This window comes from Brachybacterium sp. (assembly GCF_052095815.1).
Taxonomy (GTDB): Bacteria; Actinomycetota; Actinomycetes; order Actinomycetales; family Dermabacteraceae; genus Brachybacterium.
In genome coordinates this window covers 22754-43480 of the sequence record NZ_JBQDLF010000011.1, presented here as the reverse complement: position 1 = coordinate 43480, position 20727 = coordinate 22754, and the positions used below count along the sequence as shown (strand labels likewise).

Genomic DNA, 20727 nt, shown 5'->3' with positions numbered 1-20727 from the left:
ATCGGGCATCTCCCCTGGTAGGGCGGCGGAAAATGCGGGCAGAACATCGTCGTCCGAAGCGCAAGAAATGTGCAAGACCTGTCAACGTCCTCGGGTACCGTGGTGCCATGAAGCCGATCTCCACGATCACGGTCTCCTCCGACCTCCCCAGCGTCCTCGAGCCTCTGCGCGACCTCGCGCTGAACCTGCGCTGGACCTGGCGCCGTCAGACCGTCGACCTGTTCCGCTCGCTCGACCCGCAGGTGTTCGCCGCCAGCGGGGAGAACCCGATCGCGATGCTCTCCCGGGTCCCGGCGGGGCGTCTGGCCGAGGCGGCCCGCGACGAGACGTTCCTCGCGCAGATGCGTTCTGAGGCTGGTGACCTGCGCACCTACCTCGACTCCGGTCGCTGGTTCCAGCGCACCGTCCCCGGGGCACAGGGCGCCGGTGACGGCTCCTCGATCGCATATTTCTCCATGGAGTTCGGGATCACCCCGACCCTGCCGATCTACTCCGGGGGCCTCGGCATCCTCGCCGGTGACCACCTGAAGTCCGCCTCGGACCTCGGGGTGCCGCTGGTGGCCATCGGCCTGCTCTACCAGTGGGGCTACTTCTCCCAGTCGCTGGACCCCAGCGGGTGGCAGCAGGAGAACTACCATCACAACGATCCCGAGCAGCTGCCCATCTCTCCCGTGCTCACTTCCGCCGGAGAGCAGCTGACCGTCTCGGTCACGATGCCGGGCGGCCGTGAGGTCGCCATCGCCGTCTGGAAGGCGCAGGTGGGCCGGGTCCCCCTGCTTCTGCTCGACACCAACCTCGAGACCAACGACGAGGATGCCCGCCAGATCACCGACCGGCTCTACGGCGGCGACCACGAGCACCGCATCGTCCAGGAGATCGTGCTGGGGATCGGCGGCGTCCGCGCCGTCGAGGCGTACGCCCAGGCGACCGGAGCTCCGGCACCCACCGTGTTCCACCTCAACGAGGGCCACGCGGGCTTCTCTGGCCTCGAGCGTGTAGGCCGCCGGATCGACGCCGGGGCCAGCTTCTCCGAGGCCGTGGCCGAAGTGCGGGCGGGCACCGTGTTCACCACCCACACCCCGGTGCCGGCCGGCATCGACCGCTTCGACGCCTCCCGGCTGCGCAGCTACCTCGACGCCGACGAGACGGGCCTGTCCCGCCTGATCCCCTCGCTGCCCGTCGAAGCCGCACTCGCCCTCGGGATCGAGAAGGGCGGGGACGTGTTCAACATGGCCCAGCTCGGATTCCGCATCGCCCAGCGCGCCAACGGCGTCGCGAAGCTCCACGGCGCGGTCTCCCGCGGCATGTTCCAGGACCTCTACCCGGGCTTCGACGTGCCCGAGGTGCCGATCGGCTCGGTCACCAACGGCGTGCACCGCCGCACCTGGACCTCGGCGCACATGGATGACCTGTACAAGAAGGCGCTCGGCGACGTCGACATCTCCTCGCTGAGCGACTGGAGCGCCCTGGCGACCCTCACCGACCATGAGCTCACCGAGACCCGCAACGCGCTGCGCGCGGATCTCGTGACGATGGCTCGGGATCACGTCAAGGAGTCGTGGCTGCGCCGCGGTGCCGACGAGGCAGAGCTCGCCTGGACCGAGCACATCCTGGATCCCAACGCCCTGACCATCGGCTTCGCCCGCCGCGTCTCGACCTACAAGCGCCTCACGCTGATGCTCTCGGACCCTGAGCGTCTCAAGAAGATCCTGCTGGACGAGTCGCGTCCGGTCCAGATCGTGGTGGCGGGCAAGTCGCACCCGGCCGACCGCCCCGGCAAGGAGTTCCTCCAGCAGCTGGTGCAGTTCGCCGATGACCACGGCGTGCGCCATCGCATCGCCTTCCTGCCCGACTACGACATCCGCATGGCCTCGGTGCTGATCGCCGGCTCGGACGTGTGGCTGAACAACCCGGTCCGACCGGAGGAGGCCTCCGGCACCTCCGGCATGAAGGCCGTCCTCAACGGCGGGCTCACCTTCTCGGTGTCCGACGGCTGGTGGGACGAGATGAAGGACGACGAGGCGGGATGGACCATCCCCACCGCGGAGGTCCCCGACCAGTCCGAGCGCAACCGGATCGAGGCCGAGGCCCTCTACGAGATCCTCGAGCAGTCGATCGTCCCGCTGTTCTACGAGCGTGACGCGCGCGGCATGCAGCGTGGCTGGATGACCAAGGTCCGCTCCTCGCTGGTCAAGGTCGCCCCGCAGATCGTCGCGGCACGCATGGTGCGTGACTACGTCACCGACCTCTATCTGCCTGCCGCCCGGGCTGCGTCCGCCTTCGCCTCGGATCCGGCGCTGGCCGGCGAGTTCACCGAGTGGAAGGCCGCAGTGCAGCAGGCCTGGTCTGCGATCGCCGTGAGCGGGGTGACCCTCGAGGGCACCGACGGGTCGACGGTCTCCACCGGCGCCGAGGTCACGCTGGTGGCAGACGTCGAGCTGGGCGGCCTTCGCGACACGGACGTGCTGATCGAGGCGGTGCTCGGTGAGATCGGCGCGGATGATGAGATCATCGATCCTCAGCTGATCCCTCTGCAGCGCGGGGACGACGGCCGCTGGGCCGCACGCTTCGCGCTCGCCGCTCCCGGCGAGGTGGGCTACACCGTGCGGGTCACGCCGCAGCACCCGGTGCTGGCCTCCCGCGCCGAGCTCGGGCTGGTCGCCACCGCCTGAGCGACCCGCCGCACCACCACTGAAAGGCCCCGACCCCGTGCCGACCCGCCGCCAGCTCCTGCTCACCACCGCTGCGATGGGACTGGCCGGGGCCGGGGCGCTCAGCGGCTGCTCCTCGGATCGGTCCGTCGAGCTCGAGGACGGCGACACGCTGCGGATGCGGGTGTGGAGCGAGGCGGCAGCGGCGGCGTACGAGGAATCCCTCGCGGAGTTCACCGACAGCACCGGGATCGCGGTCGAGGTAGAGGTGCTCGGCTGGGATGACTACTGGACCCAGCTGCCCTTGGACGTGGCGGCGAAGAACCTGCCCGACGTGCTGTGGATGAACACCGCGAACCTCGCCCAGGCTCATGCCAGCGGGCGGCTGCTCGAGATCGGCGAGATCGTCGGCGAGACCTCCTCCCGGTGGGAGGGCGTCGCGACGGACCTCTATCGGCTCGAGGACGGGCTGTGGGGTGTTCCCCAGCTCTGGGAGCAGAGCATCCTGGTCGCGCACGAGGGCCTGGTCGCCGCGGCCAAGGGTGACGCGACCGCGCTGAGCTTCGACCCCGGCGCGCCGACGGACCCGCTGCGGGACCTCTCCCGCGCGATCACCGTCGACGGGGAGGGCCGCCACCCCGGGGACGAGGGCTTCGACCCCGGCACCCGGGCGACGTTCGGCTTCAGTGCGCATCCCGACCGTACTGCGGTGCTGGGACCGTTCATCGCTGCTCAGGGCGGCAGCTGGCAGGACGAGGACGGGACGATGTCCTTCGCCTCCGACGCGGGCACCGCTGCGGTCCAGTACCTCGCCGATCTCGCCTCTTCGCACCTCGGCCCGGCGGGGTCGGAGACCACCGCGGACCCGACGCTGTGTCGGAACCTCTTCCTCCAGGGCAAGCTCGGTCTGCTGCAGACGGGCACCTACGATCTGCACACCCTGGCCGAGGAGATCGGTGGCAGCTTCGACTGGGGCATCCATCCCGTCGTCGCCGGCTCCCAGGGCCCCCGCCCGCTGGTCCACGCGATCGCCGCCGTCGGCGTCGAGGCGAAGAAGGATGAGCGGGCCGCAGCGATCGCCGAGCTGCTGAACTGGCTCGGTGGCGCGGACGGCCAGCGCGTGCTCGCGGAGAACCGCCTGGGCATCCCGGCCCATCGCGATCTGCGCGGCGCCTGGGAGGAGAGCTGGGCGGAGGCCGGGGTGGACGTCTCGGTGATCGAGGCGCCCGAGTCCGCGGCGCGCCCCGAGACGGGGGATCGTTCGGCGATCGCCACCGGCACCGCTCTGCAGGGCATCGCGAAGATCTTCCGTGGCGAGGCCACCGCCGCCGAGGCGCTCCCCGAGGCGCAGCAGGCCGCCCGGGAGGCGATGGGCTGAGCAGGGCTCGACGGAGCGGCGAGGGCTGCACGGAGATCTGAAGCGAGAGCTGGGTCTATACTCGGCCGCGGACACGGGGTGCGTCGTACGACGCTGAGATCACACCCGTGGAACCTGATCTAGTTCGTACTAGCGAAGGGATGTCCTCCATGGCTCCGTCGTACCCTGCCCGAATTCCCCGTGTGCTCTCGATCGCCGGCACGGACCCCTCCGGGGGAGCCGGCACCGCCGCGGATCTCAAATCCATCACCGCCGCAGGCGGTTACGGCATGAGCGTGGTCACCGCGCTCGTCGCCCAGAACACCCGCGGCGTGCGGGAGATCCACGTCCCGCCGGCCCCGTTCCTGGACCGGCAGCTCCGCGCGGTCAGCGACGATGTGGTGATCGATGCGGTCAAGACCGGCATGCTCGGCACTGCCGCGCTCATCGCGACGGTCTCCGAGTGGCTCGACGAGCATCCCCCGCAGATCCTCGTCGTCGATCCGGTGATGGTCGCGACCAGTGGTGACAGCCTCCTGGCGCCGGACGCAGAGCAGGCCATGATCACCTTCTGCTCGCGCGCCACCGTCGTGACCCCGAACATCGAGGAGCTCGCACGCCTGACGGGGAGCGAGCGCGCCCGTGATGAGCGGGCCGCCCTCGAGCAGGCCCGAGGATGGGCCGCACGGACAGGTGTCGCCGTCGTGGTGAAGACCGGACATCTGGACTCCGCGACGGTGACGAACACCTGGGTGGGCCCCGACGGCATCTGCCTCCCGGTCCCCTCGACGCGGGTGAGCTCGACCAGCACCCACGGCACCGGATGCTCCCTCGCTTCGGCGCTCGCCACCCGATTGGGCAGCGGGGAGTCGCCGCAGGAGGCGCTCGCCTGGTCCACCCAGTGGCTGCATGAGGCCATCTCCCACGGGGAGGCGCTGCGGGTCGGGAGCGGCCACGGTCCGGTGGACCACTCCCACCGCGCCCGCCGTCTGCAGGCCGCCGGGGAATCCACCCCCTGGCTCGGTCCGGGAGCTGTCCCACCCATCCTCGACTCCCCGGACCAGATCCTTTCGGCGCTCGGTGCCGCGCTCCCGGCAGCGGCGCGGATCGAGCCTGCCGTCGCCCCGGCCGGGCCATGGACGCAGGCGCTGTGGGCTGCGGGGGAGCCCATCGCTCGCAACATCGCGGAGTCCGACCTCGTCCGTCAGCTGGTCGACGGCAGTCTGCCCCCGAACGCTTTCGCGTTCTACCTCGCCCAGGACTCGCTGTACCTGCGTCGCTACTCCCGCGCGCTCGCGGCGCTCTCGGCCGCTTCGACCGATGTCGTGGCCCAGGTGTTCTGGGCCCGCGGTGCGAGCAGCTGCCTCACCGTCGAGTCCGCGCTGCACCGTGGCCGGCTCGGTGAGCAGGAGGAGATCGGGGTCTCCCCGGTGACCAGCGCCTACACCGACTTCCTGCTGGCCACCACCCTCGGGGAGGAGCGTGCTGTGGGAACCGCCGCCGTGCTGCCCTGCTACTGGCTGTACGCGCAGACGGGGGCCACACTGCCCTCCGTCCCGAGCGATCACCCCTATGCGGACTGGCTCGACACCTACCGTGACCCGGGCTTCGTCATCGCCACGCAAGGAGCACTGGAGCAGGTCGAACGGGAGCTCGCCACAGCCTCCCCAGCGGTCCGCTCCGCAGCGGTCCGTGCCTATCTCCTCGCCAGCCGGCATGAGCTGGAGTTCTTCGACCAGGCGCTGCGCCTGGCGGCACCGGTTCCAGCGGACCAGCACGAGACGATCCTGGAGGGGGCGCTGTGAGCGGGACCCATATGCTGCCGGGGACCCCGATCGCGACCACCGATGAGCGCCTCCCCCCGGCCGGCCGGGCCGCCCTGCGCGCCGGCGTCGTGGGCAACTGGGTGGACAACATCCACGTCTTCCTGCCGCTGACCGCGCTGGCCCCGGCGATGGTCGTGCTCGCCGGGCCCGCGGCAGCAGCTTCGACGGGGTCCCTGATCGTCGTCGCGATGCTGTTCGGGCGGCCCGTCGGCGGGATCGTGTTCGGGCGCATCTCGGATCGTCTCGGGCGCACCCGCACCACCCGGGTCGCGATCGCCGGAACCGCCGCCTGTGCGCTGGCGATCGCCATGACGCCCACCCACGAGATCCTCGGTGCGGGGACGATCGCCCTCATCCTCGCGCTGAGGTTCCTCGGCGGAATCTTCGTGGCGGGGGAGTACTCGGCTGCCATCCCGCTCGCCATGGAATGGTCCCGGCCCCGACGGCGCGGCCTCATGAGCGGATTGATCCTCTCGATGGCGCCGTGGGCGCAGGCGAGCATCGCCTTCTCGGTGGCGATGCTGCTGATGATGCTGGGCCCCGATGCCTACGCGGCGTGGGGGTGGAGGCTGCTCTTCGTGCTCGGAGCACTGGCCTCGATCGGCATGCTGATCTACTACAGCCGCCAGGTCACCGACGCCCCGGTCTTCCACCGACGGGCCCGGACCACGTCGGTGCGCCCACGAGCGGGCCTGCGGGATCTGCTCACCGGCCGCTGGGCCTCGTCGTTCTGGCAGGTCTTCCTCCTCATGACGGGGCTCTGGCTGCTCACCAACACCACGGTGCTGCTGCTGACCGGCCGACTGGGGACCGACACCGGACTGCCCGCGACCGGCGTCTCGATGGCGATCGGGATCGCCTCCATCGCCCAAGCGGTCGTGATGGCGCTCGCCGGTCACCTGTCGACCCGAACCGGTCGACGCACCCTGTTCATGGCCTGGGGACTGGTCGCTGCGGTGGCCGGCCCGCTCGTGTGGTGGCTCGCAGTCACCTCGCAGTCCTTCGGCCGAGCGGCAGTGCTCGCGGCCGTGCTGCAGGTCATCACCGTCTCTGCCTACGGCCCGGTCTCGGCGTACCTCTCCGAGCGGTTCCCGACCGAGGTGCGCTCCACCGGCTACGGCATGGGCTACAGCCTCTCCCTCGTCCTTCCCGCGCTCTACCCCTTCTACCTGCCGTGGCTCGAGGCGCTGCTCGGGCGTCACGGGTCGGTGATGGCGCTGATCAGTCTGGGCGGCGGGCTCCTCGTGCTCGGTGCCGCGCTCGGGCCCCGACTCTCCCCACGGGACACCGACGCTGACATCGATACCGTTGCCGACGGGGTCCGCGAGCACGGGCCGGTGCAGACGACGGAAGGCGCACGATGAGCCCGACGGACCCGGACCTCGCCCCGGTGGCGCACGTGCTCGCTGCCGTCCGCCGGCGCCAGCCGCTGGTGCACTGCCTCACCGCGACGGTCTCCATGGGGATCGTCGCCGACGGGCTGCTCGCCGCCGGCGCACGCCCCATGATGACCGAGACCCTCCAAGAGGCCCCCACCCTCACGACGCTGGCCGATGCGCTCGTGATCAACCTGGGCACCCTCAGCACCGACGCGATGGACGGCATCCCGGCGACCGTCGCCGCCGCCGTGCGGGATGCCCGCCCCTGGGTGCTGGACCCGACCGCGATCGGGATCGCCCCGGTGCGGACCGCGCTCGCGCGCACCCTGCTCGACTCCCACCCCTCCGTGGTGCGAGGGAACGCTTCCGAGGTGCTCGCCCTGGCCGGAACCGGGCGTGGCGGGCGCGGCGCGGACTCCCAGACGGATCCCGGGAGCGCCGAGGACGCCGCTATGCAGATCGCAGCGCACACCGGCGGCGCCGTCGCGGTCTCGGGCCCCGCCGATCTCGTGCTCTGCGGCGACCGGCGGACCCGCCTGGCGAGGGGGAGCGAGCTGCTGACACGGGTCACCGGCACCGGGTGCCTGCTCGCCGCGCTGACCGCGACCTGCCGGGCCGTCGAACCCGACGCCTTCACGGCCGCGCTCGCCGCGACGACCTGGATGGCCCTCGCAGGAGAGACGGCCGAGCGCTGCTCCACCCGGCCGGGCTCCTTCCGCATGCATCTGCTGGACGCACTGGACGAGGTGGGACGATGACCCTGGATCTGCGCTGCTATCTGGTGACCTCGGGGACTGGCCGGCGCACGGTCGAGGCCGCGGCGGCTGCCGCCGCGGGCGGTGCCGGGGTGATCCAGGTCCGGGCCAAGGACGCCACGACCACCGAGCTGCTGGAGCTGACCTGCGCCGTCGCCGCCGCCGTGCACGAGGCGCGGCCCGCCGCCCAGGTGCTGGTCGATGACCGCGCCGACGTCGCCTTCGCCGCACGCCGCAGGGGCGCCGCGGTGCACGGCGTGCATCTGGGGCAGGACGATCTCCCAGTCGCCGCGGCACGCGCGATGCTGGGCCCGGAGGCGATCATCGGCCTGACCACGGGGACGCTGGAGACGGTCCGCCGGGCGGAGGAACTCCATGAGCTGCTGGACTACGTCGGCGCCGGACCGTTCCGGCCCACACCGACGAAGGACTCCGGTCGTGCTCCCCTCGGCCTGGCCGGCTACCGGAGCCTCGTGGCGGCGACCAGGCTCCCCATCGTCGCGATCGGCGGCATCACCGTCGAGGACGTCCCGGCGCTCGCACGGACAGGGATCGCCGGGATCGCGCTGGTGCGGGGCCTGATGGACGCCGACGATCCGGAGCGCGCCGCTCGGGACGTCGTCACCGCGGCCGGGCCGTGACAGACCGGCTCCGGTGAGGAAGACTCAAGACCGACCATCCGCGTGCATCGAGGGAGGGATCCCATGGCCACTGTCGCCCACCCCTCTCAGGAGGCGCTCCTGAATCGGATCCGCAGCCTGCTCCCGCCCGGGCGAGCTGTCCGAGAAGTCTCGATGTTCGGCGGCAGAGCCGTCATGCTCGAGGACGCGATGCTGGTCTCCGTCGGAGGTGACGGCTCGCTGCTGGTCAGGGTCGAGCCCACGCGCCACACCGAGCTGCTGACGCAGGATGGTGCCCGGCAGGCGGTGATGGGGACGCAACGGTCGATGGGGGAGGGCTGGATCGACGTCGAGCCCCGCGCCCTGGCCGAGGACATGGCCCTCGGCCGGTGGCTCCAGGACGCACTCGAGTTCCACGACCGCTGAGCGGTGGAACGCTCCCGGCCGCTGGATCCGGGTGCTGCTGGCGCTGCTCCTCAGCGCCCGCCGGACAGCACCCGCCGTTCAGCGCCCGCCGGTCAGCGCCTGCCAGCAAGCACCCGCTGGTCAGCGGGCCTGCTTGGCCCGGATCATGCCCTCCTGGGTGACGGTCGCGACCAGGTCACCGCTGCGGTCGAAGAGCTGGCCGTGGGTCAGGCCGCGCCCGCCGCTCGCGGAGGGGGAGCGCTGGACGTAGAGCAGCCAGTCGTTGGTGTCGACGTGCTTGTGCCACCAGATGGCGTGGTTGATCGTCGCCATCTTCAGGCCGGGCGTCATCCAGCTCAGCCCCTGACGGCGCAGGATCGGCTCGAAGGGCGTGTAGTCGCTCGCGAAGGCGAGGATCGCATCATGCGTGAGCGGTTCCGCCTCGATCGGGGCGAGCATGCGCATCCACACCATCTGCGACTCCGCACCTGCCGCATCCGGGCGCAGATAGATCGGATCGGTGACGTGACGGATGTCGATCGGGCGCTGGGTGGCCCAGAAGCGCGCCACCGGATGATCGATCCCGTCGAGCACCTCGGCGGTGGTCGGCAGCCCCTCGGGATCCGGCGCCTCGGGGGCGCGCTCCTGATGCTCGAGCCCGTCCTGGTCCTCCTGGAACGACGCCGTCATCGCGAGGATCGTGCGCTCCTCCTCATCAGCCTCCTTGCCGGGCTGGGTGGCCAGCACCCGGCGCACGGAGAACGAGCCGCCATCGCGCAGCGCATCGACCTGGAAGCGGATCGGATGCGAGGGATCGCCCGGGGCGAGGAAGTAGGAGTACATCGAGTGGATGCGGCGATCGGGGGAGACCGTGCGGCCCACCGCCGTGACGGCCTGGCCCATCACCTGCCCGCCGAAGACGTGCCCGCCGGGATGAGGGGAGGAATCACCCTGATATGCGGCGACGGTAGCCGTCGTCGAGAACTCGCCGAAGGGGGCGCTCTCGCGCAGATCCAGCAGATCCACGAGACCGGCGGCGATCTTCGAGGGGTCGGTGTGCGCAGAGGTCATGCGGCCGATCGTACTGGCGATGACGCCTACGATGAGAACCATGGCACCTCATTCCCTCGCCGATGCACCCGATCTCACGCCGGGAGAGCCGCAGCCCCTGGATATCCCGGTCGCGGTCCGCTGGACGGACCTCGATGCCTACGGCCACGTGAACAACGCCGCGGTGGTGCGCCTGCTCGAGGAGGCGCGCATCGCCGCCTTCTGGCAGCCGCCAGCCGAACAGGTCGAGCTCGGTGCGCCGCAGCCGCCGGCAGCGCTTCCGGTCGGCGGGGCCGGGGCGGCGGTCAGCACGGTCATCGCCTCGCAGCGGATCGAATACGCGCGGCCGCTCGGCCATCGCCGCGACGGCGTGGTGGTGCGGCTGTGGCTCTCCCGGATCGGTGGAGCCAGCCTCAGCGTCGACTACCTCGTGCTCACCCGCGACGATCCCGACGCAAGGACTCCCTACGCCCGGGCACGCACCGTGGTGGTGCTGGTCGACGCCGAGTCCGGCGCGCCCGTCCGCCTGGAGCAGGAGACCCGCGACCAGCTCCAGCAGTTCTCCGGCGAACCGCTGCGCTTCCGCGACTGAGCCCAGCTCAGCTCAGCTGATCGGGGACGGTCTGCCCGGCCGCCGGTGCCTCGCCGCCGTCGACCGTGTTGAGCAGTGAATGCGCGGCCCGATCCAGGTAGTCCCACAGCGTCTGCTCGTGCAGGGGTGCGAGGTCCAGGGTGTCGAGGGCGGCGCGCATATGTCGCAGCCACGCATCGCGGGCCGAGGGGGAGACCGGGAAGACGGCGTGCCGCATCCGCAGCCGCGGATGGCCGCGCTCCTCGCCGTAGGTCTTCGGACCGCCCCAGTACTGCTCGAGGAAGGTGCACAGCCGGTGGCGCGCCCCGGTGAGGTCCTCCTCCGGATACATCGGACGCAGTTCGGGATCCTCGGCGACACCCTCGTAGAAGCGGTCCACGAGCCGTACGAAGGTCTCATGGCCGCCGACGGCTTCGTAGAAGCTGATCTGCTCGGGCTGGGGGGACGGGGTGGTCATAGCTGGCGCTCTCCGGTCTTGGGGGTCACGAAGGTGGGAGTCATCTGCGGGCTGTCACTTCTGGACGGTCTCGACGAAACGGGGCATGGCGAAGGCGATGTCCGCGGCGGCGAAGCCGTCTCGGATCCGGGCGCGCAGCTCTCGCTCCACGCCCCACTGCTGACCGGGAGGGGTCTGCATCACGACACGGCGCTGGTAGCGGTTCGCATCCACGGCGAGCATGCCGGTGATGCTCGCGGCGGCGAGGATCTGGTCCTCGAATTCGGGATCCGCGGCCAGCTCGGCGGTGACCGACTCGAGCACGGTGGTCACCTGGTCGTCATCCGCCGCAGCGTCGATGTCGAGCACCACCACGGCATTCGAGAAGCCGCGTGCGTAGTTGCCGACCCGGATGATCTCGCCGTTGCGCACCGTCCACAGCACCCCGTCGATGCCGCGCACCTGGGTGGCGCGCAGGTTGATCGACTCGACGGTGCCCTCGGCGTACTCGATGTCCACCCAGTCGCCGACGGCGACGATGTCCTCGAAGAGCATCACCACGCCCGCGACCACGTCCTTGATGATGGTCTGGGCACCGATGCCGGCCGCCAAGCCCACCACCCCGAGACTCGCGATGACCGGGGCGATGTTCACCCCGATCTCGGAGAGGATCATCACCGAGGCCACGGCCCAGATCATCACGTGCGCGATGTTGCGGGCCACGTTAGACAGGGTGTGCGCACGCTGTTCGCGACGGGCCTGGGCCGCCTTCTGCGAGCGTGGATCCCGTTTGATCACGGTCCCGGCCACGGTGGAGAGCTTCGATCCGGACTGGACCATGGTGCGGAAGAACCGGCGCAGCAGCCAACCGGCCAGGAGACTCGCGATCGTGGCGGCCAGCAGGATGACGACGATCTTGACGCCGCTGGTGGCCAGCCAGCGCAGCAGCTGATCCATCAGGCTCAGCGCCTCATCGGTGGTGGGTGAGGTCAGCAGCGGTTCGAGATCCAGGGGGTCGTCCAACATACTTTCGACGATATCGCCCGGGCCGCCAGAAGTCTGGAGGAGTCCAGGGCGAGGTGGGTCACCGACCCGCCTCGCCCCGGCCCCGTTCGCGGGCTCACAGCGCGTCGCTCAGCGGCGTCTTTTGTGCTGTGCTCCTGCCGTTCGCGGGCTCACAGCGCGTCGCTCAGCCGATGTCCGCCGCGCGGACGCGCTCCTGGCGGGCGACGGTGTCGCGGCCCTCGATGATGATGCGGCGCAGCCCGAAGGGGGCTTCCTCGGCATCGGCGAGCCACTGATCGGCGGCATCGAGCACGGCCTGACCGCCATAGCTGTGCGGGAAGTAGCCGCCCACGAGGCGGGTGGCGATCTCGTTCGAGCGCTCCTTCCACACCTGGTCGATCATCGAGAAGTAGCGCTGTCGGTAGGGGGCCAGCAGCGACTCGTCGACCACTCGGCGGAATCCCTGGATCACCGCGGTGACCGACTCGTTGGCCAGGGTGTCCTTCTCCACCGTGCGGCGCCAGGCCTTGGCCTTGGAGACCTCGGTGGGCAGCGCCGCCTTCGCGGTGAGCGCATGCTTCCGGCCGGACTGGGTGTCGTCGGCGGCGAGCTGCTCGTCGATGCCGGCGACGTCGATCCCGCCCAGCACCGCGAGGGCGATCACGAGCTTCCAGCGCAGATCGGTGTCGATCTCTCGGCCCGGCAGGGTGACCGTCCCGCCGAGCAGCCCCTCGAGGGTGTGGCGGTGCTCCTCGGTGCGGGCCAGATGCGCGAAGCTCTCGACGAACTGCAGCTGGGCATCGGAGCCTGCCTCAGCCGCGACCGCGAGCTCCCAGACGGCGCTCGCGGCGGCCTCGGTGCGCTGGGCCCGCTGGTCGACGGCGGCATAGGGGCCCGCGACGGTCTCCAGCTGCTGCAGCAGGGTGCGCACCACCGAGGAGGAGTCCTCCCCGGTGAGGTTCGCGAGGACCAGCTGCTGGTAGCGGCGGCTGGGCAGCTCGCCGTCGCGGACCATGTCCCAGGCGGCGGACCACAGCAGGGTCCGTGCCAGGGAGTCGTCCAGATCGCGCAGGTGCTCCATCGCGACGGCGAGGGACTTCTCGTCGAGGCGCACCTTCGAATAGGTGAGGTCACCATCGTTGAGCAGCCACAGGTCGGCGCGCTTCCCGGTCAGCGCGGGCACCTCGGTGAGCTCCCCGTCCACGTCCAGCTCGACGGACTCGGTGCGCACCAGCGCCCCGTCCTGGAGCGAGAAGCCGCCCACCTGCAGGCGGTGCGGGCGCAGGGTCTGGTGCTCCGCCGGAGCGGTCTGGGAGATTGCGAAGCGGGTCACGGCACCGGTGGCGTCACGTTCGATCACCGGGCGCAGCGTGTTCACCCCGGCGCGCTGGAGCCACAGCTCGGCCCAGCTGCTGAGGTCACGGCCGCTGGTGGCCTCGAGCTCGACCAGCAGATCCGTCAGCTCGGTGTTCCCCCAGGCGTGCTTGGCGAAGTAGGCGCGGACCCCGGCGAAGAACTCCTCCCGGCCCACGTAGGCGACCAGCTGGCGCAGCACCGAGGCGCCCTTGGCGTAGGTGATCCCGTCGAAGTTCGTCTCGACGGCTTCGAAGTCGACCATGTCGGCCACCACCGGATGGGTGGAGGGCAGCTGGTCCTGCTGGTAAGCCCAGCCCTTCTCCGACAACGCGAAGGTGGTCCAGGAGCCGGTCCAGCGGGTGGCCTCGGCGCTCGCGAGCGTGGAGGCGTACTCGGCGAACGACTCGTTCAGCCACAGATCGTCCCACCAGCGCATGGTGACCAGATCGCCGAACCACATGTGAGCCAGCTCGTGGAGGATCGTGAGGTCGCGTCGCTCGCGCACCGCGTCGGAAACCTCGGAGCGGAAGACGTACGCCTCGACGTAGGTGATGGCGCCGGGGTTCTCCATCGCCCCCATGTTGTACTCCGGCACGAAGATCTGGTCGTACTTGCGGAACGGGAAGTCCTGGTCGAACGCCTCCTCGTAGAAGTCGATGCCGGCCTTGGTCACGTCGATGACGTTCTGGGCGTCGACATGCTCGGCGAGCGAGGCGCGGGCGAAGACGCCCATCGGGATGGTCCGGCCGTCGCGGGTGGTGATCTCCCCGGTGCCGCCCTGGTAGTTCCCGGCGATCAGGGCGAAGAGATAGGTGGAGATGCGCTCGGTGGGCTCGAAGGCCCAGGTGGCGATGCCCTCCCCGGCGGGGGTCGAGGCGGGGGTGGGGGAGACGGAGATGACCCGCCAGTGCGCCGGGGCGGTGACCGTGAGCTGGTAGGTGGCCTTGAGATCGGGCTGCTCGAAGCAGGCGAACATGCGGCGCGCATCGGAGACCTCGAACTGCGAGTACAGGTAGACCTCGTCGTCCACCGGGTCCACGAAGCGGTGCAGGCCCTCACCGGTGTTCATGTAACGACCGGTCGCCAGGATCCGCACGGTGTTCGCGCCCTCGCGGAGCGCGGGCAGGCGCACCCTCGCTCCGTCGAAGTGCGAGGCGGGATCGGACAGCAGCTCACCGTTGAGCTCGATCTCCTCGACGGATGCTGCGATGAGGTCGACGAAGGTGTCTTGGGCGGAGGTGGACGAGAAGCGGATCGTCGTCTCGGTGAGGAATGTCCGCTCGTCGGTGGTCAGATCAAGACGGATCTCGTAGGAATCGGTGCTGAGGAACGAGGCACGGCTGCGGGCCTCGTCGCGAGTGAGGTTCTCGGATGACATGGGCTCCATCCTGCCACCGACCCTGCATGCCTCGGAACTGAAGCGGCTCCCTGTGCTGAAGCAATCCTGCTCAGCGCTGCGTCAGGTCCAGATCCCAGGTGTAGTGGGCGGGCAGCGTGGGCAACGGCCACTTCGGATCCGGGAAGAAGTACTCATAGCCCGCCGAGAAGGGGTAGGTCCAGTCGGCGATGTGCTGTTCGGCCCGGTGGCCCGCGGCGCGGATCGAGGCGATCTCCTCGGCGGAGAAGTACCCGGTGCGCTCCGCGCCTTCGAGCTCGTCCTCGTCCTTGTAGTGCCAGTCCCGGCGAGGCAGCACCACCAGGTCCAGCACCAGGTCCCGGGTGCAGATGCCCTCCGCGGTGCGCTCGTAGGGCGTCTCGAGGTTCACGTAGTAGCAGCCCAGCGAGCCGTCGTCCTTGTAGAACAGCCAGATCGAGTAGGGGGAGTCCGGCAGCCCGATCATCAGGATGCCGTTGCCGGTCCACAGCTGCTTGGACTGGATGCGGGGCGCGGTGAACATGCCCTCGTCCCCGGCACGGCGCAACGCTGCACCGGATTCCAGCACGGGCAGCAGCACCTCGGTGCCGGGCGCGATCCAGACCACAACACCGCGGTCATCGTCCAGCACGACTGTGCCGGGGCGGACGGTGCGGGTGGGGTGCTGTGGGGTGTAGTAGGTCCAGGTCACCTGGTCGCCGGGCGACCAGCGCGGGGTGGAAGACATGGTGGTGATCCCGGCCGGATCGGCCTCCACGGACGCCCCGTACCGACCGGCCACCGAGCCGGGGCTGCACTGCCCGTGAAGGGGTAGGCGTATGGAGCGACCATACCGCCTCCCTCTCCGCGGGAGGTGCGGCGCGCCGTCAGGAGGCCAGGGGTGCGCTCCGCAGCTGCGAGGAGGGCAGGGGCGCGCCGCGCAGCTGTGAGGCGAGGGGGCAGTCGAACGGGTCCGCGTAGCCCAGGCCCACCTTGTTGAGGTAGCCGATGATGACTCGGTAGGAGGCGATCAGGTTCGTCTCGGTGTAGATGATGCCGCGCTCGGCGCAGAACTCCCGGACGATCGGCCGCACCTTGCGCAGGTTCGCCGAGGGCATCCGCGGGAAGAGGTGGTGCTCGATCTGCAGGTCCAGCCCACCCATCGCGATGTTCATCAGGCGACCGCCGGTGATGTTGCGGCTGGTGAGCACCTGGCGGCGCAGGAAGTCGACCTCCATGCCCTGCGGGATCAGGGCCATGCCCTTGTGGTTCGGGGCGAAGGAGCCACCCATGGTGATGCCGAAGACGGCCAGCTGCACGGCGAGGAACGCGGCACCGAGGACCGGCCCGAGGGTCACCAGGACGATCACGGGGAAGCCGATGATCCGGATGAGGACCAGGGTCAGCTCGAACGCACGGTGCTTGACCTTCTTCTGACGCAGCAGCGAGGAGATCGCCTCGTAGTGGAGCACGAAGGCGAACAGGCTCAGCAGCGGGATGAAGGCGTAGCCCTGGCGGCGGAGGAGCCAGCCCATGAACCCGGTGCGCTCCTGCGCGTCGCCGGGCACGAACACCAGCCAGCCGGGGGCGATGTCGCCGTCGCGGCCGATGGTGTTGGGGTGGGCGTGGTGCTTGTTGTGCTTGCGATTCCACCAGGCGATGCTGAGCCCCACCACGAGGTTCCCGATGATCCGGGAGAACCATTCGTTGCGGCGGCCGTTGGCGAACACCTGCTGGTGCGCGGCGTCGTGGCCCAGGAACGCGGCCTGGGTGAACAGGACCCCGAACAGGACGGCGACGGCCAGCTGCCACCAGGTGTTCCCGAGGGTCAGCAGCAGGGTGAAGGCGCCGGCGAACACTGCGGCGAGGATCGCGGTGCGGACCATGTAGGAGCGCACGTTCCGGCCCATCAGTCCTGCGGCCTTGACGCGCTCGGAGAGCTCGAAGTAGTCGCGGGTGTGGTCCGCAGCACGGTACTGAGCGGTGCTGGGAGCGGTGCTGGGCTCGACAGTGGTGGTCATGGTCACGACGTTACGAGGCGCGGCGGTGCGGCGCGTCCCTCGTCGGAGCGAACTTCCACCCCCTACCCGGGTAGGGGGTCGGCCAGCGGGATCCGTGCTCGCAGCAGGAAACCACCGGCCGGCGTGGGCCCGCTCTCGACGGTCCCGCCGAGGGCGCCGACGCGCTCCCGGGTGCCTACCAGCCCCATCCCGGCCCCGGGGAGCGGGTCGTGCAGGACAGCCGACGGCGGGGGAGCCTGGTTGCGGACGCTGATCTCCAGAACGCCGCCGAGACGGAGGATCCGGACCTCTATCGCCGCGCCGCGGGCATGCCGCAGGGCATTGCTCAGGCCCTCCTGCACCACCCGGTAGGCGGTGAGGCCGGTCGTCGGCAGGACTTCGACGTCGTCGAGCTCGGCACTGATCTGCGCGCCCGCGCTGCGGCTGGATTCGACCAGCTCCTCGATCTGGGAGAGGCCCGGCATCGAGACTTCCGCGATCGACTCGTCGGTGCGCAGGATCGTCAGCAGCGAACGCATCTCGCCCAGCGCCTGGCGGGCCGACCCGGCGATGTCCTCGAACTCGCTGACGGTCTCGGCATCGAGATGCTGCAAGCGGTACTTCGCGGTCCCCGCCTGCACCGTGATCACGGACATCGAATGCGCGACCACGTCGTGCAGCTCGCGAGCGATCCGGCCCCGTTCCTCGAGCTCCCGGCGGCGACGCATCTCCTCCACGCTCACGCTCTGCGCCTGCTCGGCCTGCCCTCGAGCCAGGATCCACTGCCGGGCGGTCAGCCCCAGCAGGACCACGCCGCCGCTGATGGCCACCAGCACCACCCCGTTGGTCGTCACCGCGCGCAGGGTCCCTTCCGGCAGCTTCGCCGGGTCGGTCACCAGCAGCACCAGCAGGGTCAGGATCGCTCCTGCGGACCACGCCGACAGTGCCCAGTACCAGCGATGGAAGATCGCGAGGACGGCCAGGGTGAGGCAATGGGCCAGCAGCGCGGTCACCGGCCATGGCCAGGGCGCTGTCCCGTGACCGGGCGCGGTCACCAGCAGCACCGCGAGCGCGGCAACAGCAGAGAGCGCGAGGCCAGCCCAGGGCCAGCGCGCTCCCAGCAGGGCTGCGGCGCCGGCGGCTGCGGAGACCACCATCGCCGCCGCAGGATGCACCTCGTAGACCACGGTGGTGACCGGCCATCCGACGACCACCAGCACGAAGGCGAGGTAGGCGATCGTCATCCGGCTCCACGCGTTCTCGCGCAGGCGGTGGTCGGAGGCGGCGAGCGGGGAGATCCTGGCCGCCCCAGCAGGGACGCCCCCGGGGAGGCGGGCGCCGGGGGCTGCACCACCGAGCAGGGATGCGGTGACTACCGCGTCGAGGCGGGCCAGCAGATGCACGCCGGCAGGGAGGGTCAGCGCCAGGATCAGACCGGTGACCGCGGCCAGCGCCCACTGTCCCGGCACCTCTCGGGTATCCGGAGGCAGCAGCCGTCCCCATGCCCAGTGCGTGAGCCCGCTGAGCGATCCGAGGATCCAGAGCAGGGCGAGCGTCCCGGTGAGTGCGCGCACCGGCAGGGCGATCAGCCCCTCGAATCCGAGGTCGAGCCACCGGCGCGGATCGGTGACGCGGCGCAGCGGACCGGCGGCGCCGGGTCCCGCCGGTCGGTATCGCGGGGTGGAGACCTCGAGTCCCCAGCGGAGGAGCCGAGCCCGGTCCCAGCGGGCGAAACCGGATGCCAGGGTCAGCGTCAAGGGCAGCAGCAGGACGCCGATCCAGAGGACCGCCAGAATGGCGGAGACCGCGGTGAGCGGGACCAGCACCAGCACGGAGAGCAGAGTCAGCCCCAGCCCGGAGAAGAGCAGCGCCAGATCGGGGCCCAGCTGGCGCAGGCTGCGCCGGTCAGGGACCAGGAACATGGCGGGGACCTCTCATCGAACGGGGATACGGTGTGCTCATGGAACCCGCTGCGCACGACACCCTCCGGGTGCTGGTCGTCGATGACCAGTCGATGATCCGCGGCGGCTTCGAGGCTCTGCTGAACGCCCAGGACGGGATCGAGGTGGTCGGCACCGCGGACGATGGTGCCGGGATCACGGACGTGGTCGCGCGCACCCGTCCGGATGTGGTGCTGATGGACATCCGGATGCCGCACGTCGGGGGGCTCGAGGCGACCCGTGAGGTGCTCGGGATGCCGGGGACACCGCCGAAGATCATCATGCTGACCACTTTCGATGCGGATGAGTACGTCTTCGCGGCGCTGCGGGCCGGAGCCAGTGGATTCCTGCTCAAGGATTCCACACCCCAGGAGCTGGTCCACGCCGTGCGCGTGGTCGCCGCGGGCGAGTCGCTGCTCGCCCCGCGGGTGACCCGTGCGTTGATCGCGGATTTCGTGGCTCGTCCCGAGCGGCCCGATGGCGCTGATGCGAGCCTGTCGGTGCTCACCGAGCGGGAGCTGGACGTGCTCCGGCTGGTCGCCCGCGGGATGGCGAACCGCGAGATCGCCGCGGAGCTGGTGATGGCGGAGCAGACCGTCAAGACGCACGTCTCCCGGGTGCTGGGCAAGCTCATGCTGCGCGATCGCACGCAGCTGGTCGTCGCCGCCTACGAATCCGGACTGGTCCGTCCCGGCGACTGACCGACCAGGACGGGCTCAGCCCAGCGCCGACCACAGCAGGACCCCGGCGCCGACGAGGCACAGCACCGAGATCACCAGCAGCAGCACGCCGGTCCACGTCACCCGGCCGCGACGCGGAGACGGAACCGGTGGCGCAGGTACCGCGGGCTGCCCCAGCGGTTGCTGCATCGCAGGATTCCGCCTGGTCGGATCGTGCACGAAGCGCTCCGTGGTGTTTCCCGACGAGCCCGTCGTACTCCCCGAGGAGCCAGAAGGCTGCTGTGGCTGCTGTGGCTGCACGGGTGGCGCTGGAGGAGCGCCCGCAGAGGACGCCACTGGTGGCGAGCTCGCGGACCGGGACAGGGCCGTCAGGCGCTCGTGGAGGCCCGGCGCGAGTCCGGCCAGGGTGCCGGGCCCGTCGAGAGGTACTTCCTGCAGAGAGTCCGACGTCTCGACCTGGTCGGTGACCACGAAGAGGGCGCCGTTCGCGGCGCGCGACCACGAGGTCGCCGGGGACGACGGCGGCGGGATCCGGTCCCGGGCCTGCGCTGCGCTCGGGCGTGCCGGCGGGTCGGAGGAGAGCATCTCCTGGAGCAGCTGCTCGAGCGGCCCCGAGGCCGGGTCCAGACTGGTGGCGAGCACTGTGCGCAGGCGCTCAGGGAGCTCGGCAGGCAGCAGCCGCTCCCGCGGCCGCGACGGTGCGAGGGCCTCGAGGGCGCAGGCCGCGGCGGCCCACACGTCCTGGGAGGCCGAGGTGCCCATCCCCTCGAGGACCTCCGGTGCCATGAAACCGGGGGTGCCGTGGGTGAAGCCGGTCTCCGTCAGCCGCACATCCGTGTCGTGCAGGGCGATCCCGAAATCGGCCAGCAGCAGGTGCGGGGCACCGTCGCCGGACGGCTGCAGCAGCAGGTTGGCGGGCTTGACATCGCGATGGACCCAGCTCGCCTCGTGCATCGTCGCCAGCGCGTCCAGCAGCTGGCGCAGCAGCTGGGCGACCAGGGAGGGCGAGAGTGCGCCGTGCTCCGCGAGGGCTCCGGCCAGCGTGCCGCCGTGCGCCAGCGGCATCACCAGCACGATCGTGTCGTCCTCTGCGACCCAGGTGTAAGGAGGTAAGAGGTGAGGGTGCTTGCCCAGACCCTGGGCGGAGCCGACCGTCTGCTCCCGCACGAAGCGCAGCATATCGGCGCCGTCGCGCTGACGCATCACCTTGGCCGCGCAGACCGCTCCATAGCGACGGTCGATCGCGCGCCACAGGGAGCCCGAGGCGCCCCGGGCGAGGGGAGTGAGCAGTTCGATACGACCAGCGATGACATCGGACATG

General features: G+C 70.5%; 17 protein-coding genes and 1 riboswitch. Of the genes, 9 read left to right on the top strand and 8 right to left on the bottom strand.

The genetic code is table 11. The features are described from left to right. Positions 1 to 107 precede the first annotated feature (107 nt). The 7 genes from glgP to ACTH43_RS06690 all read left to right on the top strand — a co-directional run bounded on the left by glgP (position 108) and on the right by ACTH43_RS06690 (position 9014). Positions 108 to 2672, top strand: a complete 2565-nt coding sequence (glgP, locus tag ACTH43_RS06720) for an alpha-glucan family phosphorylase (protein ID WP_441444153.1) — start codon at positions 108 to 110, stop codon at positions 2670 to 2672. Positions 2673 to 2709: 37 nt separating this feature from the next. Continuing rightward, the gene (locus ACTH43_RS06715; protein WP_441444152.1) at positions 2710 to 4029 is read left to right on the top strand and encodes an extracellular solute-binding protein; all 1320 of its coding nucleotides are present in this window, start codon (positions 2710 to 2712) and stop codon (positions 4027 to 4029) included. A 64-nt stretch (positions 4030 to 4093) separates the two neighbouring features. Beyond that, positions 4094 to 4187: riboswitch (TPP riboswitch) on the top strand. Then, on the top strand, positions 4179 to 5813 hold the full coding sequence (locus ACTH43_RS06710; protein ID WP_441444151.1) for a bifunctional hydroxymethylpyrimidine kinase/phosphomethylpyrimidine kinase: 1635 nt from the start codon (positions 4179 to 4181) through the stop codon (positions 5811 to 5813). (Overlaps the previous riboswitch by 9 nt.) Then, positions 5810 to 7198 (top strand): MFS transporter, encoded by a 1389-nt coding sequence (locus ACTH43_RS06705; protein WP_441444150.1) that lies wholly within the window; start codon positions 5810 to 5812, stop codon positions 7196 to 7198. Before ACTH43_RS06710 ends, ACTH43_RS06705 begins: the two co-directional genes overlap by 4 nt. Next, complete coding sequence (thiM, locus tag ACTH43_RS06700) at positions 7195 to 7971, top strand: hydroxyethylthiazole kinase (RefSeq protein ID WP_441444149.1); 777 nt, start codon at positions 7195 to 7197, stop codon at positions 7969 to 7971. The genes ACTH43_RS06705 and thiM overlap by 4 nt, the downstream gene beginning before the upstream one ends. Next, positions 7968 to 8609 (top strand): thiamine phosphate synthase, encoded by a 642-nt coding sequence (locus ACTH43_RS06695; protein ID WP_441444148.1) that lies wholly within the window; start codon positions 7968 to 7970, stop codon positions 8607 to 8609. The genes thiM and ACTH43_RS06695 overlap by 4 nt, the downstream gene beginning before the upstream one ends. A 63-nt stretch (positions 8610 to 8672) precedes the next feature. Further along, complete coding sequence (locus ACTH43_RS06690; RefSeq protein ID WP_441444147.1) at positions 8673 to 9014, top strand: TfoX/Sxy family protein; 342 nt, start codon at positions 8673 to 8675, stop codon at positions 9012 to 9014. 120 nt (positions 9015 to 9134) lie between these two features. Here the strand turns inward: ACTH43_RS06690 and ACTH43_RS06685 are convergent, their stop codons facing one another. Beyond that, on the bottom strand, positions 9135 to 10064 hold the full coding sequence (locus tag ACTH43_RS06685; RefSeq protein WP_441444146.1) for an acyl-CoA thioesterase: 930 nt from the start codon (positions 10062 to 10064) through the stop codon (positions 9135 to 9137). 40 nt (positions 10065 to 10104) lie between these two features. On the opposite strand from ACTH43_RS06685, the gene ACTH43_RS06680 reads away from it, so the two are divergent. Beyond that, positions 10105 to 10635 (top strand): acyl-CoA thioesterase, encoded by a 531-nt coding sequence (locus ACTH43_RS06680; protein WP_441444145.1) that lies wholly within the window; start codon positions 10105 to 10107, stop codon positions 10633 to 10635. Between the two features lie 7 nt (positions 10636 to 10642). Here ACTH43_RS06680 and ACTH43_RS06675 read toward each other — a convergent pair whose 3' ends face one another. From ACTH43_RS06675 to ACTH43_RS06650, 6 genes are all read right to left on the bottom strand, one after another. After that, complete coding sequence (locus ACTH43_RS06675; RefSeq protein WP_441444144.1) at positions 10643 to 11092, bottom strand: globin; 450 nt, start codon at positions 11090 to 11092, stop codon at positions 10643 to 10645. Between the two features lie 54 nt (positions 11093 to 11146). Then, the gene (locus ACTH43_RS06670; RefSeq protein WP_441444143.1) at positions 11147 to 12097 is read right to left on the bottom strand and encodes a mechanosensitive ion channel family protein; all 951 of its coding nucleotides are present in this window, start codon (positions 12095 to 12097) and stop codon (positions 11147 to 11149) included. Positions 12098 to 12260: 163 nt separating this feature from the next. Next, on the bottom strand, positions 12261 to 14810 hold the full coding sequence (gene pepN / locus ACTH43_RS06665) for an aminopeptidase N (RefSeq protein ID WP_441444142.1): 2550 nt from the start codon (positions 14808 to 14810) through the stop codon (positions 12261 to 12263). Between the two features lie 70 nt (positions 14811 to 14880). After that, the gene (locus tag ACTH43_RS06660; RefSeq protein ID WP_441444141.1) at positions 14881 to 15534 is read right to left on the bottom strand and encodes a DUF402 domain-containing protein; all 654 of its coding nucleotides are present in this window, start codon (positions 15532 to 15534) and stop codon (positions 14881 to 14883) included. A 139-nt stretch (positions 15535 to 15673) separates the two neighbouring features. Continuing rightward, a complete protein-coding gene (locus ACTH43_RS06655; protein WP_441444140.1) occupies positions 15674 to 16807 on the bottom strand; it encodes a fatty acid desaturase family protein in 1134 nt (377 codons plus the stop codon). A 62-nt stretch (positions 16808 to 16869) separates the two neighbouring features. Continuing rightward, a complete protein-coding gene (locus ACTH43_RS06650; RefSeq protein WP_441444139.1) occupies positions 16870 to 18708 on the bottom strand; it encodes a sensor histidine kinase in 1839 nt (612 codons plus the stop codon). 38 nt (positions 18709 to 18746) lie between these two features. On the opposite strand from ACTH43_RS06650, the gene ACTH43_RS06645 reads away from it, so the two are divergent. Further along, positions 18747 to 19427 (top strand): response regulator, encoded by a 681-nt coding sequence (locus ACTH43_RS06645; RefSeq protein ID WP_441444138.1) that lies wholly within the window; start codon positions 18747 to 18749, stop codon positions 19425 to 19427. A 15-nt stretch (positions 19428 to 19442) separates the two neighbouring features. Here the strand turns inward: ACTH43_RS06645 and ACTH43_RS06640 are convergent, their stop codons facing one another. Continuing rightward, positions 19443 to 20726 carry a serine/threonine-protein kinase gene (locus ACTH43_RS06640; protein ID WP_441444137.1) on the bottom strand — a complete coding sequence of 428 codons (1284 nt, stop codon included), beginning with the start codon at positions 20724 to 20726 and terminating at the stop codon, positions 19443 to 19445. Between the last annotated feature and the right edge of the window lies 1 nt (position 20727).

Excerpts from the sequence above, each read along its gene's own strand:
- glgP (WP_441444153.1), top strand. The coding sequence starts at position 108 with ATGAAGCCGATCTCCACGATCACGGTCTCCTCCGACCTCCCCAGCGTC.
- ACTH43_RS06695 (WP_441444148.1), top strand. The coding sequence starts at position 7,968 with ATGACCCTGGATCTGCGCTGCTATCTGGTGACCTCGGGGACTGGCCGG.
- ACTH43_RS06710 (WP_441444151.1), top strand. The coding sequence starts at position 4,179 with ATGGCTCCGTCGTACCCTGCCCGAATTCCCCGTGTGCTCTCGATCGCC.
- ACTH43_RS06675 (WP_441444144.1), bottom strand. The coding sequence starts at position 11,092 with ATGACCACCCCGTCCCCCCAGCCCGAGCAGATCAGCTTCTACGAAGCC.
- ACTH43_RS06690 (WP_441444147.1), top strand. The coding sequence starts at position 8,673 with ATGGCCACTGTCGCCCACCCCTCTCAGGAGGCGCTCCTGAATCGGATC.
- ACTH43_RS06645 (WP_441444138.1), top strand. The coding sequence starts at position 18,747 with ATGGAACCCGCTGCGCACGACACCCTCCGGGTGCTGGTCGTCGATGAC.
- thiM (WP_441444149.1), top strand. The coding sequence starts at position 7,195 with ATGAGCCCGACGGACCCGGACCTCGCCCCGGTGGCGCACGTGCTCGCT.
- ACTH43_RS06685 (WP_441444146.1), bottom strand. The coding sequence starts at position 10,064 with ATGACCTCTGCGCACACCGACCCCTCGAAGATCGCCGCCGGTCTCGTG.
- ACTH43_RS06680 (WP_441444145.1), top strand. The coding sequence starts at position 10,105 with ATGGCACCTCATTCCCTCGCCGATGCACCCGATCTCACGCCGGGAGAG.
- ACTH43_RS06650 (WP_441444139.1), bottom strand. The coding sequence starts at position 18,708 with ATGTTCCTGGTCCCTGACCGGCGCAGCCTGCGCCAGCTGGGCCCCGAT.
- ACTH43_RS06655 (WP_441444140.1), bottom strand. The coding sequence starts at position 16,807 with ATGACCACCACTGTCGAGCCCAGCACCGCTCCCAGCACCGCTCAGTAC.
- ACTH43_RS06660 (WP_441444141.1), bottom strand. The coding sequence starts at position 15,534 with ATGTCTTCCACCCCGCGCTGGTCGCCCGGCGACCAGGTGACCTGGACC.
- ACTH43_RS06670 (WP_441444143.1), bottom strand. The coding sequence starts at position 12,097 with ATGTTGGACGACCCCCTGGATCTCGAACCGCTGCTGACCTCACCCACC.
- pepN (WP_441444142.1), bottom strand. The coding sequence starts at position 14,810 with ATGTCATCCGAGAACCTCACTCGCGACGAGGCCCGCAGCCGTGCCTCG.
- ACTH43_RS06640 (WP_441444137.1), bottom strand. The coding sequence starts at position 20,726 with ATGTCCGATGTCATCGCTGGTCGTATCGAACTGCTCACTCCCCTCGCC.